The organism is Mesorhizobium sp. CA8 (assembly GCF_020164955.1).
GTDB lineage: Bacteria > Pseudomonadota > Alphaproteobacteria > Rhizobiales > Rhizobiaceae > Mesorhizobium.
The window spans coordinates 1-16,809 of sequence record NZ_JAIUHG010000022.1 but is presented as its reverse complement, the minus strand read 5'-3'; the positions used below and the strand labels follow the sequence as shown (position 1 = coordinate 16,809).

Below are 16,809 nucleotides of genomic sequence, written 5' to 3'. Positions count from 1 at the left end.
ACAGACTGGCGCCGGATCACTCCGGCGTCAGCACTGCCAGCTTCAGATCGGCCTTTTTCGCTCCGCTGAGCTGGACGATGGCCGCGCCGCCCTGGAGCTTGAAGCGCACGCTCTTGCGAATCCCCGGGCAGTTCTTGACGCCGCTGACAGCCGCCGATTTCACGGTCTTGCCGTCCTGCACGACATCGATCCAGGCCTCGTCGGACAGGCTGAACTGGATCTCGCCGTCAGGCGGCACGGTCACATTTGCCGTCGCGCCGAAGGTGCCGGCTTTCGGTGCACGGTCCGGCGGCACCTCAAAGCTCACCGTGTCGACAGCCGCGAGCGAGAAATCCACCGCTCGCCCGACCGTGAGGGTAGCGCCGGACTGGGCGGCTTGCGCTGCCGCAAACAGGGCCTGCTCGCGCGTGACCGGCCATTTGAAGGCATCGCAGCCGGTATCGGCGGCCGCGGCGAAGCTGGTGCCCGCAAGGATTGCGAATAGGCTGATGATGACGACTTTTTTCATGGTTGAGGGACCCGCCTGGTTTGATACTTCACCCTAGTAATACAACCATAAGAATACATATGCAACCATAACGAGAAGGATATGGGATTTGAAGCCATTTCCACTCACCGATTGTTGATGGCGGCCCATGCGATGTGAGTGGTCCATCGGCGGGCGATAAACTAAGGCCGAGGGGGGTAAAATGGAGTTGAGATGAAGCTTTTCAAAAGCCTTGCCCAGTACCGTCCGCCAGCGCTGGGCGTGTTGCGCATCATAACCGCCTTGCAGTTCATCGAACATGGCTCGCAGAAGCTGTTCAACTTCCCGGTCAGCGCCGAGCCGCACACCCTCACCGGGCTGACGACGGCTGCCGGTATCCTCGAATTCGCCGGCGGCATCCTGTTGGCGCTTGGCCTCTTCACCCGCCCGGTCGCCTTCCTTCTGGCCGGCGAAATGGCCATCGCCTATTTCATGGCGCACTTTCCGCGAGACTTCTTCCCCGTCAACAACGGCGGCGACTCGGCGATCTCCTTCTGCTTCATCTTCCTCTACCTGATCTTCGCCGGGTCCGGCGCCTTCGCGCTGGATAACCGCCGCAGCGCCTGAGCATCCAAGGGTGCGCGCCTGGAGGCTTTTTGCTTTGACGCAATTCCGGACGGAAAACCGCTTCGCACTTTTCCTGGAATTGCTCTAGCCGCGCATCCGCTCGAAATTGGCATCGAAGAGCGGCGCCGCCTGGACGCGCGCCTTGTGGCGCTTGCCGAGGATCTCGATCTCGAAACCGTCCGGTCTGTCGGCGATCTCCTTCAGCACATAGCCCATGGCGACCGACGTCTTGGAATTGTGCGCGAAGCCGCCGGAGGTGACCCAGCCGCGTACGACGCCGTCATGCCAGATCGCCTCGTCGCCGATCACATCGGCATCGGCGGCCTCGACGAGAAAGGCGCGCAGCCTGAGCTTGCCGCCTTGTTTGCGCTCGGCGAGCGCCGCTTGCTTGCCGATGAAATCGGCGTCCTTGCCATAGGCGACGAAGCGGTCGAGTCCGGCCTCGACCGGCCCGTAGATCGGCCGGTACTCCCGCGCCCATGAGCCGTAATTCTTTTCCAGCCTCAGTGCATTGAGCGCGCGCGAGCCGAATAGGCCGATCGAAAATTCCTCGCCCGCAGCCAGCAGCGTCTGGTAGGCGGCGCGCTGGTATTCCGGCGCCACCCAGATCTCATAGCCGAGGTCGCCGGTGTAGCTGACGCGGCCGACCAGGCATGGCGCCATGCCGATATCCATTCGCGCAACCGCCATGAAGGGGAAGGCCGCGCTGGAAACGTCGGCGCGGGTTACTTTGGCGAGCACCGCCCTCGCCTTCGGCCCGGCGATCGCAAGACCGGTGAGCTTCTGCCCCAGCGCCTCGATGCGCACCGAGCCGTCCTTGGGCAGATGCGCCTCGAACCAGCGCATATGATATTGCTCGGCGATACCTGAGCCGGCGATGAACCACTCTGCGTCGTCGATGTTGGCTAAAGTGAAATCGCCGATCAGCTTGCCGTCCTCCTTCAGCATCGGCGCTAGCGTCATGCGACCACGCTTGGGCAGCTTGCAGGCAAGTATCCGATCGAGCCAGGCGGCCGCGCCCTCGCCCGTCACCTTGTATTTGGCGAAGTTCGAAATCTCCGACAGGCCGACGCCGTTGCGTACCGACGCGACTTCCTTGGCGACATGGTCGAAGTCGGTCGAGCGCCGCCAGGAAAACTCGTCCTTGACGCCATCCGGCGCATACCAGAGCGGCACTTCCAAGCCGTACGACACGCCCCATTGCGCGCCCTTGGCGGCAAGCGTGTCATAGAGAGGCGTCGTCTTCAGCGGCCGCCCGGCCGGCAGTTCCTCATTGGGGAAGCGGATTGAAAAACGGCGCGAATAGTTCTCGCGCACCTTGGCGTTGGTGTAGGCCATCGTCGCCCAGTCGCCATAGCGCGCCACGTCCATCGCCCAGATGTCGGCGCCCGGATCGTCCTCGATCATCCAGTTGGAGAGCGCAAGCCCGACGCCGCCGCCCTGGCTGAAGCCTGCCATGACGCCGCAGGCGACCCAGAAGCCCGGCAGGCCGCGCACCGGACCGACCAGCGGATTGCCGTCAGGGGCGAAGGTGAAGGGGCCGTTGATGATCTGCTTGATGCCGGTTTTCTGGAAAGCGGGGAAATGGCGGAAGCCGACTTCCAGCGACGGCGCGATGCGGTCGATGTCCGGCTCCAAGAGTTCATGGCCGAAATTCCATGGCGTGGAAAATTCGGACCAGACCTTGTTCGCCTTCTCGTAGGTGCCCATGAGCATGCCGCCGCGCTCCTGGCGCAGATAGAGCTCGCCGTCGAAATCGACCGCGTGGATGATCTCGGTGCCGGTCTTCTTGTTCCAATCGGCGACTTCCGGCATGTCCTCGGTGATCAGGTACATGTGCTCCATGGCTAGGACCGGCAGCTCCAGGCCGACCATGCGGCCGACCTCGCGCGCCCAGAGCCCGCCGGCATTGACGACATGCTCGGCAATGATATCGCCCTTGTTGGTGATGACCCGCCAGAGCCCGTCGGGACGGCGCACGATGTCCTCGACCTTGGTGAAGCGCTCGACCTCGGCCCCCAGTTTCCGCGCCGCCTTGGCATAGGCATGCGTCACGCCGGACGGATCGAGGTGACCGTCCTCCTTGTTGCGCACGGCGCCGACAAACTGGCTGGGATCGATGAGCGGCATCAATTCCGCCGCTTCCTTGGCCGAGATCACTTCGAGATCGATGCCGAGATAGCGGCCCTTGGAAACCACGCCGCGCAGCCAGTCGAGCCGAGCCTCGGTCGCCGCCAGAAGCACGCCGCCGGTGAGATGCACGCCGGTTGCTTGGCCGGAAAGCTCCTCGATCTCCTTATAAAGCGAGATCGTGTATTTCTGCAGCTTGGCGACGTTGGGGTCGCCGTTGATGGTGTGCATGCCGCCGGCCGCATGCCAGGTCGAACCGGAAGTCAGCTCGTCGCGCTCCAAAAGCACGACATCGGTCCAGCCATGGCGGGCAAGATGGAACAGCACCGAGCATCCGACGACACCGCCGCCGATGACTACGACCTTTGCATGCGACTTCATGGACTTTTCTCGTTGGTTCAGTGAGTTGAGAGATTGAAATGAATCAGGATGGGAAGCTGTTTCCTCACGGCTCACCCTGCCCGATCGCTTCCTTGCGGCGCGCCATATAGGCTTCGAGCGCCTCGCGCACGGCGGGATCCATGGCCGGCTGGACATATTCCTCCAGCGCCTTCTTCCACAGCCGCGTCGCGCGCGCCGTCGTGTCGAGCGCGCCCGCCTCCTGCCAGGCCTCGTAATTCTGCCAGTTGGAAAGCATCGGCTGGTAGAAGGCGGTGGCGTAGCGCTCCAGCGTGTGCGGCTCGCCGAAGAAATGGCCGCCGGTCGGCACCGCGCCCAGCGCCTCCACCGCAAGCTCCGCATCGTCGACCGCGATCGGCCGCAGGAATTCCATCATGTGCTGGATCATCTCGACGTCGATGATGAGCTTTTCGAACGAGGCCGTCAGCCCGCCCTCCTGCCAGCCGGCGGCATGATAGACGAGATTGCCGTGGCCGAGCACCGCGCCCCACAGCGCCATCATGGTCTCATAGGCGCCCTGCGCATCGGCGGCGTTGGAGGCCGAGCCAGGCGTCGTGCGGTAAGGCAATTTGTAGCGCCGTGCCAGCTGTCCCGAAGCGATGTTGGCCTTGGTGTTTTCCGGCGTGCCGAAGGCCGGCGCACCCGACTTCATGTCGACATTGGAGGTGAAGGCGCCATACATCACCGGCGCGCCCGGACGCACGAGCTGCGTCAGCACGATGCCGAACAACGCCTCGGCGTTCTGCTGCGCCAGCGCGCCGGCAAGCGTCACCGGGCTCATCGCGCCCATCAGCGTGAACGGCGTCACTGCCACCGACTGGCCGTATTCGGCCATCGTCATCAGCCCTTCGGCCATCATTTCGTCGAAGCGGCGCGGCGAGTTGACCGAAATGATGGTGGTGACGCCCGGATCCTCTCCCATCTGCTCGAGCGTCAGCCCGCGCGCGATCGCCATCATCTCGATGCCGTCCCGCGCCCTGCCCCGGCCGATCGCCGAGACATGAAAACATTTGTCGGTCAGCGTCAGGTTGGCGAAATAGGTGTCCATGTGCCGCGTGTTCGCCGGCAGCTCGATCGGCGCGCAGACCTGGTTGCCCAGCATGTGGATACAGTTGAAATGCTGCGCCAGCCGCACAAGGTCCGAATAATCCGCAAGGTTGCCGGCGCGACGGCCGCGCTCCATGTCGTGCACATTGGGCGGGCCGGCAACGAGCGTGAAATTGATGATGCTGCCGCCAAGATGGATGGCCCGAGCGGGATTGCGCGGAGTAAGCGTGTAATTGCTGCGCGTCGACTTCAGCGCCTCCTCGACCATGCCGCGATCGATACGCACATTCATCGAGCCATGGTCGACCCTGGCGCCGGCGCGCTCGAACAGCGACAGGGCGCGTGCGCTCATCACCTCGATACCGAAATTCTCCAGGATGTGCATCGATGCCTGGTGGATGGCCTCGATCTGGTCGGCCGACAGCAGCTCCATCGGCGCATAGGGATTCTCCACCCGCCGCGCCGGCAGTTGCGGGATGGCGGCTGGTCCCCGGTTGCTGATGCGCTCGGCACCGCGCTTGCGTCTTGGTTCGCTCATGCGCGCATCAGAGCGCCGGCATCACATGCGAGCTGTCAGGAATTCGCCATTTGCCGGCGTGATTTTAGCCAAGGCGGCATTTTTCAAAATCGAGGAAAAGAATAGCGACACGAGCAGTCGAAATATCGATACTCAGCTTTTCGCACCTCCCAGCCCGCGTTAAGGAAGCGCGCAACACTCCTTTTATGATTTCGGCCTATTCGTCTTCTAATGTGTAGGTCGAGTTTTAGTAAAATTGTCGCTGTTCCCGTGCTGCTGGCGCTTTCGGCATGCGCGACGGCGCCCAGCCACATCAACAATGTCTGCGCCGTCTTCGACCAGAATGACGGCTGGTTCGACAACTGGCAATCCGCCGCCGAGCGGACCGAGCAGAAATACGGCATTCCCGTTCCCGTGCTGATGGCGACGGTGCGCAAGGAATCCGGCTTCAAGAGCAATGCCCGCCCGCCGCGCACCAAGCTGCTCGGCTTCATCCCGTGGACGCATGTCTCGAGCGCCACCGGCTACTCGCAGGCGCTGGACGGCACATGGTCGCAATATCAAAGCGAGACCGGCAACTGGGCGGCGCGCCGCACGCACTTTGCCGACGCCATCGATTTCGTTGGCTGGTACCACTCCAAGACCGCCGACACTTTCGGTGTCGCCCGCAACGACACCTACAACCTCTATCTGGCCTACTATCTCGGCTGGACAGCCTATGGCCGCGGCAACCGCGGCGACGCCGGCGTTCAAAGCTACGCGCGCGCCACCGACCAGATGGCCCGCGACTACCAGGCGCAGCTACGGCAATGCGGCAGCTGACAACCGTCCCCGGGTTAGTGCCGCCTTGTCGTGTCCTTCGGCCTTGAGACACCGGTTTCCGAATCCTCGTCGCGCACTTCGTGGCGACGGGCTTTGAGCACCTCGTCGTTGTCCTCGACGCCTTTTCCGATCGCGTCGGCCTCCGCGCTGGCGTTTTTGCCGTCAGGACGCTGCGGCGGCGAACCAGCAAAGCCCGGCCCCTCGCCCTGCGGCGCGTCGTCCGGCACGCCTTCACGCGCGGCATGTTCCTTGTCGAACCTGATGACCGGCTCCATCCTGGCCAGCACGTCGTCCGAAAGCCAGCACAGGCTCGTATGGCCGCCGCCGAGATTCTTCACCGGCGGCACTTTCGTCTCGCACAGATTGTCGGGGACCAGCTTCTTGTAGCCGCAGCGCGTCTGGAAGGGGCAGCCGGTCGGCGGGTTCATTGCCGAGGGAATGTCGCCTTCCAGCACGATATGTTTCTTGACCACGCTGGTGTCGGCGATCGGGATCGCCGACAGCAGCGCCTCGGTATAGGGATGGTAAGGCGGCGAGAATATCTGGTCGGTCGTGCCTTGCTCGACGATATAGCCGAGATACATGACGACGACGCGGTCGGCGATGTAGCGCACCACCGACAGATCGTGGCTGATGAACAGCATCGTCGTCTTGTTCTTGCGCTGGATATCCATCAACAGCTCGGTCACCGCTGCCTGCACCGAGACGTCGAGCGCCGAGACCGGCTCGTCGGCCACCACCACCTTGGCGTCGCCGGCAAAGGCGCGCGCGACGCCGATGCGCTGCTTCTGGCCGCCCGATAGCTGGCGCGGCTTGCGGGTCTCGAAGGCGCGCGGCAGCTTCACTAGGTCGAGCAGTTCCAGCATGCGCTGGCGCCGCTCTGCGACATTCTTGCCGACATTGAACTTCTCCAGCGTGCGGATGATCTGCGAGCCGACCGTGTGGCTGGGGTTCAGCGTGTCGAACGGGTTCTGGAACACCATCTGGATCGACGACACCGTATCGACGCCGCGTTTCTCGATGCCTGTCGACTGAATCTCCTTGTTGGCTAAAGTCACCGTGCCGGAGCTGGCGGTCTCGAGGCCCAGCAGCACCTTGGCCAGCGTCGACTTTCCGCAGCCGGACTCGCCGACGATCGCCACCGTCTCGGATTCGCGCGCGGTGAACGAGATCGTCTCGTTGGCCTTGACGACGCGGCCTTCGCTTGAGCCGAACACCTCGCTGCCGCCGACCTTGTAATACTTCTTGAGATCCTGAATCTTCAGCACCGGCGCGCCGGGCTCGACCTTTTCGTTGACCTTCTTGGCGCCGGGCGGCAGCGCCTCCCAGTCGATCTCGTTGAAGCGCACGCAGCGCGAGAAATGCCCCTCATGGCCCTCGACCGGGATCATCGGGATTTCCGCCGCATTGCAGACGCCCTCGACGAAATGGTGGCAGCGCGGACCGAAATTGCAGCCCTTCGGCCGCTCATGCGGCAGCGGCAACTGGCCGGGAATGGAGATCAGCGGCCGTGAATTCTTGTCGGCGCCCGGCAGCGGGATCGAACGGAACAGCCCTTGCGTGTAGGGATGGCGCATCCGGTCGAACACGTCCTCGATCTTGCCGGTCTCGACCGCCTCGCCGGAATACATCACCGTGATCTTGTCGCAGGTCTCGAGAATGAGGCCGAGATTGTGCGACACGAAGATCATCGAGGTGCCGAACTTCTCGCCCAGACCCTTGACCAGCTCGACGATGCCGGCCTCGACGGTGACGTCGAGCGCGGTGGTCGGCTCGTCGAGCAGAAGCAGCGCCGGTTTCGACAGCAGCGCCATGGCGATCACAATGCGCTGCTGCTGCCCGCCGGAAAGCTGGTGCGGATAGGAGCGCATCATGCGCTCAGGATCGGGCAGCTTCACCGCCCGCACCATCTCCAGGGCGCGGTTGTACGCCTCTTCCTTCGACACCTTGTCGTGGATCAGCGGCACTTCCATCAGCTGCTGGCCGATCTTCATCGCCGGGTTAAGGCTCGCCATCGGCTCCTGGTAGATCATGGCGATCTTGTTGCCGCGGATCGAGCGCAGCTCATCCTCGGAGAGCTCACCCATGTCCTTGCCCTGGAATTTGATCTTGCCGCCGACGATCTTCCCGATATTGGAGAGGTCGCGCATGATGCCGAGCGACACGGTCGACTTGCCGCAGCCGGACTCGCCGACGATGCCCATCGCCTCGCCGGGCATGACCGTGCAGGAAAAATCCATCACGGCCGGGATCTCGCCCTTGCGGGTGAAGAAGGAGATCGAGAGGTTCTCGATCTCGATGATTGGTTGAGCCGGATTTCGAACTGCCTCGTTCATGGGTCGCTCCAATCCTAAATTGTTTCAGCAGGTAGGGCCTGAACCCCCACCATCAATCCTTCATCGACTGTTCGCGCAGCGAGTCCGCCAACAGGTTCAGCCCCAGCACGAACGACATCAGCGCGATCGTGGGCGGCAGCGCCGGGTGGATGAAGGACCGCAATAGCCGGCTGGCGTCCTTGATCGCGGTGCCCCAATCGGGGCTCTCCGGCGCCAGGCCCAGGCCGAAATAGCCGAGCGTTCCGAGCAGGATAGTCGTGTAGCCGATGCGCAGACAGGCATCGACGATCAGCGGACCGCGCGCATTGGGCAGGATCTCCCACAACATGATGTACCAGGGCGATTCACCGCGCGTCTGCGCCGCCGCCACATAGTCGCGCGTCTTGATGTCCATGGTCAGCCCGCGCACGATGCGGAACACGCCGGGGCTGGAGGCGAACACCACCGCCACGAAGATGTTGAGCTGGTTGGGATCGATGTGCACGATGTGCAGCGGGTCCTTGTCGAAGACCAGGCCCGCATAAATCCAGCCGCCTAAGACCAGCGTAATGCCGAGTAGGATATAGAGCCGGTCCGGCCGTTTCTTGTAGCGCGTCCAGAACAGCACGCAGAAGAAGATGATCGGGAACAGGAAGAACAATCCCGCCATGCCATAGGGGATCGGCGTGTCCATGATGCCCGGCGTCACCAGCAGATAGAACAAAAGAATGACCGGGAAGGCCAGCACCAGATTGGCAAGGAACGACAAGAGCGTGTCGATCTTGCCGCCATAATAACCGGCCGGCAGGCCGAGCGTGATGCCGACCATCAGCGCGAAACCGGTGGCGGCCGGCGCGATGATCAGCACGATCTGGCTGCCATAGACCATGCGCGAGAACACGTCGCGGGCGAGCTTGTCGCCGCCGAAATAATAGACGAGCTTCGACGCCGGCTCGATCGCGCCGGGCAGCGTGTCCTTCATCACCGAGACCTGCGCCAGCGGATCGAAGGGCGAGATGGTGGAGGCGAAGATCGCCGTGAACAGCCAGAACAGGCAGATGAAGACGCCGGCAATACCGACGCCGCTGTCGAAGAGCTGGCCGTAGAGCCCGAGCCGCTTCTTGTAGGCAAAGCTGGCGCCCATCACCAGGATGAGCGCGACCCACACCGGCCAGAACCGCCAGAGCACACCGAGAACCACGTCGAAGGCGCTGATATATTCGGTTTGCATCGGCGCTGCCCTCTACTGAACCCTGATACGCGGATTGAGAAACGCGTAGCCGACGTCGGAAATCAGCTGCGTGATCAGCACGATGAACACCGAGACCAGCGAGCAGCCGAGCAGCAGGTCGATGTCGTTGTTGCCGGCCGCCTCGACCAGCGTGTAGCCGAACCCCTGGTAGCGGAACATCACCTCGACGATGACGACGCCGGTGAGCAGCCACGGAAACTGCAGCATGATGACGGTGAACGGCGCGATCAGCGCGTTGCGCAACGCATGCTTGATCACCACGCTACTGAAGGACAGGCCCTTCAGCCGGGCGGTGCGGATATATTGCTGCGTCATCACCTCGACCATCGAGGCGCGTGTCATGCGTGCGATATAGCCGATGCCGTAGATCGCCAGCGTGATCACCGGCAGCGTGAAATTGTAGAAGGTGATGCCCTGGCTGGCGGACGCCGCCGAGCCGTTCAGCCAGCCGAGCCAGGATGCGAAGATGACGGTGAAGATGACACCCGACACATATTCGGGCGTGGCCGTCGAGGCGATCGAGGCCACTGACAGCACACGGTCGGTTCGCGAGCCTTCGCGCATGCCGGCGAGAATGCCGATCAAAAGCGAGATCGGCACCATCACCGCCAGCACCCAGAACATCAGCAATCCGGTGGCGCCCAGCGCGGGGAACAGCTTGGCCGCGACCGTCGTCTTGAACTTGGTCGAGCAGCCGAAATCGCCTTGCAGCACGCCGGAGAATTGCGGCTCGGTCGGATCATTGCAGAAGGAGAAGCGCTGCGTCGTCTTGCCGGTCGCCGGATCGGTGATCGGATGCTTCGGCAGGACGCCCAGCCACTGGCCGTAGCGCAGGAAGAAGTTCTGCCGGTAGCCATGGTTGACCAGCCAGCTTTCGAGCTGGTCGGCGGGCGTGTGCATCTCAGTCTGGCTGATCGCCAGTTTCTTCAGATTGGGCTCGAGATTGACGAGGAAGAAGACGACCAGCGTCAGGCACAGCATCGTGAGCAGTATCGTGCCGATGCGTCTGGCGATGAATGAGAACATGTGCCCCCCTGCCGGCCGGGTTGGGGTCAGATACGTTCAACCCTGTTTCGAAAGGCGGATGACGCCTCGCCACCGCTGCAGGATATGCAACGGCGACGAAGCTGCGAATACGAGGGGCCGCCGCCCCTCGTATTCATCGCGCCATGGATCATGCCTGCTCGAGCCAGACCTTGCCGAAGTCGTGCTCGTAGGTCGGGTGCATCGAGTGGTTCTTCACCTCGGGCTTGATATTGATGTAGAGCTTGCGCCAGTAAGGCTGGATGATGATGCCGGAATCCTGCAAGGTCTGCTCGATATCCTTCATCACAATCTTGCGCTTCTCTGCATCGGCGATGCCGAGCGCCTCGTTCACCTTCTTGTCGAAATCCGGATTGGCGTAAGCCGTCTCGTTCCACGCTTCGCCGCTGCGGTATGCGATGGCGATCACCTGGATGCCCAGCGGGCGCATGTTCCAGTTGGTTTCCGAGAAGGGATACTTCGTCCAGTCATTCCAGAAGGTCGAGCTTGGCAGCACGGTGCGCTTCACCTTGATGCCGGCTTCGCGCAGCTGGGCGGCGATCGCGTCCGTGGTGTTCTTGTGGTAGTCCTCGTCGTTGCTGATCAGCTCGTGCTCGAAATCGATCGCGCCGGCTTCCGTCAGCATCTGCTTGGCTTTGGCGATGTCGCGCTTGATCTCCGGCAGCTTGACATATTCCGGATGGATCGGCGCGACATGGTGGTTTTCGGCCGGGGTGCCGGCATTGCCGTAGCCGAGCTGCAGCACGGTGGCGTTGTCGACGGCAAGCAACATCGCCTGACGAACCTTCTGGTTGTCATAGGGCTTGTGCGTGACGTTGAAGCGCGACACCACGGTGGCCGCCGTCACGACTTCCGAGACCGGCGCGCCGACGTCGGCAATGATCTTGATATAGTCGGCGGTCGTTTCGTGGTTGGTGTGGACTTCGCCCGACTCGAAGGCCGAGACGGTCGCGGCCGGATCGGTGCCGTAGTCGATGAACTCCACGCCGTCGAGGAAGGCCTCGCCCTGCCACCACTTGCCGGTCGTGCGGCGCTTGTAGACCACCTTCTGGCCGACGTCGTAGGAGACGAGCTCGAACGGACCGGTGCCGATCGGGCAATTCTTGAAGTTCGCGCCCTTCTCGTCGAAGGTCTTGTGCACGACCAGCGCCGGATAGTCGCAAAGGTTCGGGATGATGGCGATGTCGGGCTTGGAAAGCTTCAGCTTGATCGTCATGTCGTCGACCTTGACGACGGAGCCTTCGCGCAGCTTCTTGGTCTTCTCGTCGACGAGGCTGCCGAGGCGGCCAGGCATAGAATTGCCTTCCGCGCCCTTGTCCGCCCAGCGGGTGAAATTGTAGATCACGTCGTCGGCGGTGAATTTGTCGCCATTGTTCCATTCGACGCCCGGCCGCACATGCAGCGTGTATTCGGTGGCGTCGTCATTGATGTCCCAGCTCGCCAGGAGGTAGGGCGCGAAGGTGTATTCCTTCGTGTATTTCACCAGCGGCTCGAGCGCCTGGCGCTCGGCATTGGAGATTTCGGACCAGTCGGCGGTGCGCGGATCCTTCGGATCCTTGATCGACATCGCGACCTTGAGCACGCCGCCCTTCTTGCCCTGCACGTCCTCGGCCCGGGCCGGGGTCGGCGCGGCGAGGCCGAGCATGCCATAGGCCATTGCCGTCGATGCGCCGAAGACGCTGGCCAAAGCCAGGAATTCGCGGCGGTCCACGCCGCCCGATTTGGCTTCTTCGGCCATTTTCAGGATGTGATCGGGAACGCGATCACCATTGCTCTTATAGATTGCCATGACTTACTCCCATTGTTGGCTTTCCGCCTTTTAACATTCCGCATCCAGACCGCGTTGTCAAAAGACGGTATGGAGCAGGAACATGCCAGGGAATGTGCATCTTTGGCTGCAACCCGGTTCGCGCGATAGCGACAGTCATGACGCAAATTTGTTATCGCGAGGCGGATTTCCCAAAAAATCGTCGCAGGCGATTAAATCAATACATGTTAACGGATAACGGCCCCACCCCGCGGCGGACAGTCCTCTGGGCAGCCAGAGAAGCACCGGGGCGGCCTCAATATTCGCGTTCGTAAAAGACGCCGCCCTTGGCTTCGCCGGCATCGTTGGCTTCGCCGCGCAGCTTCACGCCGCGACCGACATTGAGGTCGATCGTGGCCTTGCCCGAGCCCGGCTTGTCGCCCTTCTGTATGGTCACATAGGTGCGGTCGTTGAGGTATTTGCCGGCCGAAACCGCGGTGCCGCCCTTCTCGTCCGTCGTCACGTCGAGATCGTCGATGCCGATCGCGTTGCGCAGGTTGTCGAGCAACGAGGTCGAGCCGCCGGCGCCTGCCAATTGAGCGGCAGCGTCGGCGAGCTGGGCGATCTGCAGCGGCGAAAGATTCGACATCGAACGGCCGAAGATCAGCTGTGCCAACACCTCATCCTCCGGCAGCGCCGGAACAGAAGAGAAGTTGAATTTCGGATTGGTCGCCTCGCCGGAAACCACGATTGTCACGGTGGCGCTGCTTGTCGTCGTGGTCGCGGTGAGATTGAGGTAAGGCACCAGCGATCCCTGGAACCCGACCGTACCGTCCGTGAATGTCAGCCGTTTGGCGAGGATCGTTAGCCGCCCGCGCTGCAAGGTGAAGGTGCCGACGGCCTGCGGCGACGACGCCGGGCCGGTTAGCTTGAGCGATCCGCCGAGCTCGGCATCGACGCCCCTGCCCTGGATGAAAATCTGGTTGGGCGCATTCACTGTCAGGTCGAGGGTGAGCCCGCTGCCGCCATTGCTGCCGCTGGACGTGGCCGGGTGCAACGCCTTGTCCTGTGCCCGCACGGCACGAGGCGCATTCTTATGCTTGACGTTGAGTTCCGAGAGTGACCCGGGCAGTTTGTCCGGAACGGTGATGACCGTCCGCCCCAGGTTGACGGTGCCGGCGATCACCGGCGCCGAGACGAGCGGCCCCTTGATCGTCAGGTCGCCGCCGAGATTGGCGGTCACCACCCGACCGTCGGTGTAGCGGCCATCGGTGAGCTTGATTGACAGGTCGGCCGGAAAGCCCTGCGCCGGCGTGATGCCTACCGTTCCGCTCGCCGACAGGCTGCCGCGCGTCGAAAGCGTTCCGGTTAGGCGGTTTATCCTGGCGACGCCGCCGCCGATCGAAACGTCGGCGGCGATGTCGTTGACCGCCAGGCCGGAACGCGCATCGATAAGGCGCGCGCCCGATGTCGTGACTTTGCCGCTGATCACCGGCGCGGACGCAGGACCGCGCACCTGCACATCGACATTGGCGGTGCCGTTGAGCGCCAGGCCTTGCACGGCAAGCTTGGCGGCAAGGAAGGAAAACGGCACCTTGCCCTTGAAGTCGAGCGCCAAGGTGGGCGTGCCTGCCGTCGTCACCGCGCCGCCGCCCTTGAGGCCGAGGCCGGCGCCATCGCTGATGTTGGCGTCGAAAGCGAGCTTGTTGCCGACAAAAGTTCCCGACGACGATACATTCATGCCGCCGAGGCCGGCGCCGCGGGTCTGCGAGGTCTGCACGCCGGAAGCATCGATGTTGAAGGTGGCCGAGGGGGCCGCCGGCGCGCCGGTGACCTTGACCGTGCCCGAGACCGAGCCGGCCGCGTCGAGACCCGGCGAGAAACTGTTGGCGAGCGAGATCGGCACCCTCGCCAGATTGGCGTTGATGTCGAGCGCCTGCGCGACCTTGCCCGTCACCGTCGCCGTGCCGCCGCCGAGGTTCAGCACCAGCCGGTCTAGCGTCGTCACACCATTGGCGATGGTGATCGTCGAGGCCTGCGCGATCGTGGCCTTGACGCCCTGCACCGTCGCCTGGCCCGACGCGAGCTCGACGGTCGTCGTGCCGTTGGCGACCTTCACGCGGCCGGCGGCTTTGGCCGGAATATTCTTGACGGTGGCGCCGCCTGAAAAGCCGGTCCAGTCGCCGTCGCGCTTGAGGTCGACGTCGATGCCGGTGATGGCGGTTCCGCCGGAGGTCACGCTCTCGGCGCGCACCTTACAGGCGATAACGGGTGCTGCCATGTAGTTCGCGATCTGCGCGTCGATGGCGACATTCCTGGCGGAGAGATCGCCGCGCTTGATCTGCGAGGTGTTCGCCTTGACGGCGACATTGGGTCCGTTGGCTGCTTTGGTAAAAGCGATCGTGCCGCGCACATTGCCTTCGGCCTTTTCCAAGGCCAGCGCGGCCAGCGGCCCAAGATCGGGCAGGTCGAGCGAAACGGTGCCGACCGGCACGAAGGCGTCGTCGAGCGCGAGATCGCCCGACACCTTGTTGGAGCCGAGCGACAGGCTGAGACCCCTGATCGAGCGCTTGCCGTCGGCCGTCACCAGCGAGGCTGCGATGTCTAGCGCCTGCCCCTCGGCGCTGCCGGTCAGCGAGATTTCGGCCGCCGGATTGGCGGCATCGGCCTTGCCGCTGGCTATGAGCTTCAGCCCGGTGATCTCGCGCGCCGCCACCGAAAGCCGGTCGCTGCTCACCGTCATCGACAGGTCCGGCGCGGTGACCGGGCCTTGTGCGTTCAAGGCAAAGGCGATGGCGCCCTTGGCGTCTTTCGACAGTCCCGAAACATCACTCAACGCGCCTCTGATCCCGGCGGCGAGCTTGCCGTCGGCAAGGCTCGCCTGCCCATCGGCGCTGAGCGCGCCCGAATTCAGCTTCAGCCCGTCGACATTCACATTGCCATTGGCATCGCGCTTCAGCACGGCGCTCAACTGCGCCCTCTCGCCAAGCACACCGCGTGCAGCGGGCGGCAAAGCGGAAGAAGCGACATCGGCCGTCATATTGAGGTCGACCGCGCCGTCACCCAGCGATATCCGGCCGGCGACCTGGCTGTTGAGCGCATCGCTCGTCAAGGAGCCACTGTTGACGGCGACGGCATCGGTCGTCAGGCGGCCATTGACCTTGGCCGTGACCTTGCCGGCGATCAGCGGAGCGATCACGGGATTGTCGAGGCCGATCCTGTCCACCGACACTGTGCCGGAAACCTGACCTGCCCGCCCCTTGAGGTCGAAGGCATCCGAATGCAGCACCAGGGTGAGGCCGTCCACTGTCGCCTGGCTGGCGGCAATGGAAGGCAGGATTGCGGATACATCGAGCCGCGCTTGCGTGCTTTCGCCCGCCATCTTTGCCGACAAGGACCGGACCGCGATCTTGACCGGGCTCTCGGCGCTGCCGACCGTCAACGGCAGGCTGGCTCCGGACGAGGTAAGATCGAGGGAGAAATCGCTGGCGCCATTCGGGTTGAGGGTGCCGGCGGCCTTGCCTGAAATCCCTTCGCCCGAAAGCGTCGCGTGATCCAGGGCGACGCCGCCCGCCAGCGTGTAGGTGCCGGCGGCGTCCAGATCCAGCGGCCCGAGCCCCGCCTGCCGGGTCTGGCTGGTCTCGGCGCCCGCCACCTTCGCGTTGAACTGAATGTCGGGGTTGGACGAGGGACCCGTGACGTGTGCCGTACCCTCCAGCGTTCCGGTCCCGTCAAGGCCGGGCACGAAATCGTTGGCGAGCGCCAACGGGAGGTTGACGAGGTTTGCCGTCAGGTCCAGCGCTTGACCGGCGCTGCCCGAAACGGTTGCCGAGCCGCCGCCGAGATTGAGCGCGAGCTTCTCGATGGCGGTCACGCCATTGGCGATGGAGAGGCTGGAAGGCTCGGCGATGGCCGCCTTGATGCCGCGCACCGTCGCCTCGCCGGAAGCGATTTCCACGCTGGTCGTGCCGTTGGCGATCTTCACGCGGCCGGTGGCGGTGGCCGGAATGCCGGAAGCCGTGGCGCCGCCGGTAAAGTTCGTCCAGTCGCCGTCCCGTTTGAGGTCGATGCCGATGCCGCTGATGACCGTGCTGCCGGAGGTCACGCTGTCGGCCTTGATCGTGCCTGAGATCGCCGGCCCTTTCAGGTAGTTGGCGATCAGCGCGTTGACAGTGATGGCTTTCGCCGCCAGATCGCCGCGCGCGATCGACGTGCTGGCCGCATTGATGGTGACGGTCGGCGCCTCGCCGTCCTTGGCAAAGGCGATCGTGCCGTTGATGTCGCCGGTGGCGGTCTGATCCGCGAGCGCCGCAAGCGGTCCGATGTCAGGCACGGCAAGCGTCAGCGTGCCGAGCGGCAGGAACTTGTCGTCGAGCGCGAGATCGCCCGACACCTTGTTGGAGCCGAGCGACAGGCTGAGACCCCTGATCGAGCGCTTGCCGT

10 protein-coding genes are annotated in these 16,809 nt (G+C 63.5%); 2 read left to right on the top strand and 8 right to left on the bottom strand.

The window, feature by feature from the left end:
• Window positions 1–16: 16 nt before the first annotated feature.
• A complete protein-coding gene (locus tag LB553_RS21895) occupies window positions 17–508 on the bottom strand; it encodes a hypothetical protein (RefSeq protein WP_224516384.1) in 492 nt (163 codons plus the stop codon).
• Between the two features lie 192 nt (window positions 509–700).
• Between LB553_RS21895 and LB553_RS21890 the strand changes: the two genes are divergently transcribed.
• Window positions 701–1,093: a DoxX family protein gene (locus LB553_RS21890; protein ID WP_224516383.1), complete on the top strand. Its 393-nt coding sequence runs from the start codon at window positions 701–703 to the stop codon at window positions 1,091–1,093.
• 84 nt (window positions 1,094–1,177) lie between these two features.
• On the opposite strand, the gene LB553_RS21885 is transcribed toward LB553_RS21890, so the two are convergent.
• Both LB553_RS21885 and LB553_RS21880 read right to left on the bottom strand, forming a co-directional pair.
• Window positions 1,178–3,604 carry a GcvT family protein gene (locus LB553_RS21885; protein WP_224516382.1) on the bottom strand — a complete coding sequence of 809 codons (2,427 nt, stop codon included), beginning with the start codon at window positions 3,602–3,604 and terminating at the stop codon, window positions 1,178–1,180.
• Between the two features lie 64 nt (window positions 3,605–3,668).
• Entirely contained in the window at window positions 3,669–5,207 is a 1,539-nt protein-coding gene (locus LB553_RS21880) for a trimethylamine methyltransferase family protein (protein WP_224516381.1), read from the bottom strand.
• Between the two features lie 210 nt (window positions 5,208–5,417).
• Here LB553_RS21880 and LB553_RS21875 point away from each other — a divergent pair, with 210 nt between their 5' ends.
• Complete coding sequence (locus LB553_RS21875; RefSeq protein ID WP_224516380.1) at window positions 5,418–6,008, top strand: transglycosylase SLT domain-containing protein; 591 nt, start codon at window positions 5,418–5,420, stop codon at window positions 6,006–6,008.
• 14 nt (window positions 6,009–6,022) lie between these two features.
• On the opposite strand, the gene LB553_RS21870 is transcribed toward LB553_RS21875, so the two are convergent.
• The 5 genes from LB553_RS21870 to LB553_RS21850 form a co-directional block, all read right to left on the bottom strand.
• Window positions 6,023–8,344 (bottom strand): ABC transporter ATP-binding protein, encoded by a 2,322-nt coding sequence (locus tag LB553_RS21870; RefSeq protein ID WP_224516379.1) that lies wholly within the window; start codon window positions 8,342–8,344, stop codon window positions 6,023–6,025.
• Between the two features lie 52 nt (window positions 8,345–8,396).
• A complete protein-coding gene (locus LB553_RS21865; RefSeq protein WP_224516378.1) occupies window positions 8,397–9,554 on the bottom strand; it encodes an ABC transporter permease in 1,158 nt (385 codons plus the stop codon).
• Window positions 9,555–9,566: 12 nt separating this feature from the next.
• Window positions 9,567–10,601 (bottom strand): ABC transporter permease, encoded by a 1,035-nt coding sequence (locus tag LB553_RS21860; RefSeq protein WP_040984157.1) that lies wholly within the window; start codon window positions 10,599–10,601, stop codon window positions 9,567–9,569.
• Window positions 10,602–10,749: 148 nt separating this feature from the next.
• The gene (locus tag LB553_RS21855; RefSeq protein ID WP_224516377.1) at window positions 10,750–12,408 is read right to left on the bottom strand and encodes an ABC transporter substrate-binding protein; all 1,659 of its coding nucleotides are present in this window, start codon (window positions 12,406–12,408) and stop codon (window positions 10,750–10,752) included.
• A 274-nt stretch (window positions 12,409–12,682) separates the two neighbouring features.
• Window positions 12,683–16,809 (bottom strand): translocation/assembly module TamB domain-containing protein (locus tag LB553_RS21850; RefSeq protein ID WP_224516376.1); only part of this gene is annotated, 4,127 nt, incomplete at its 5' end.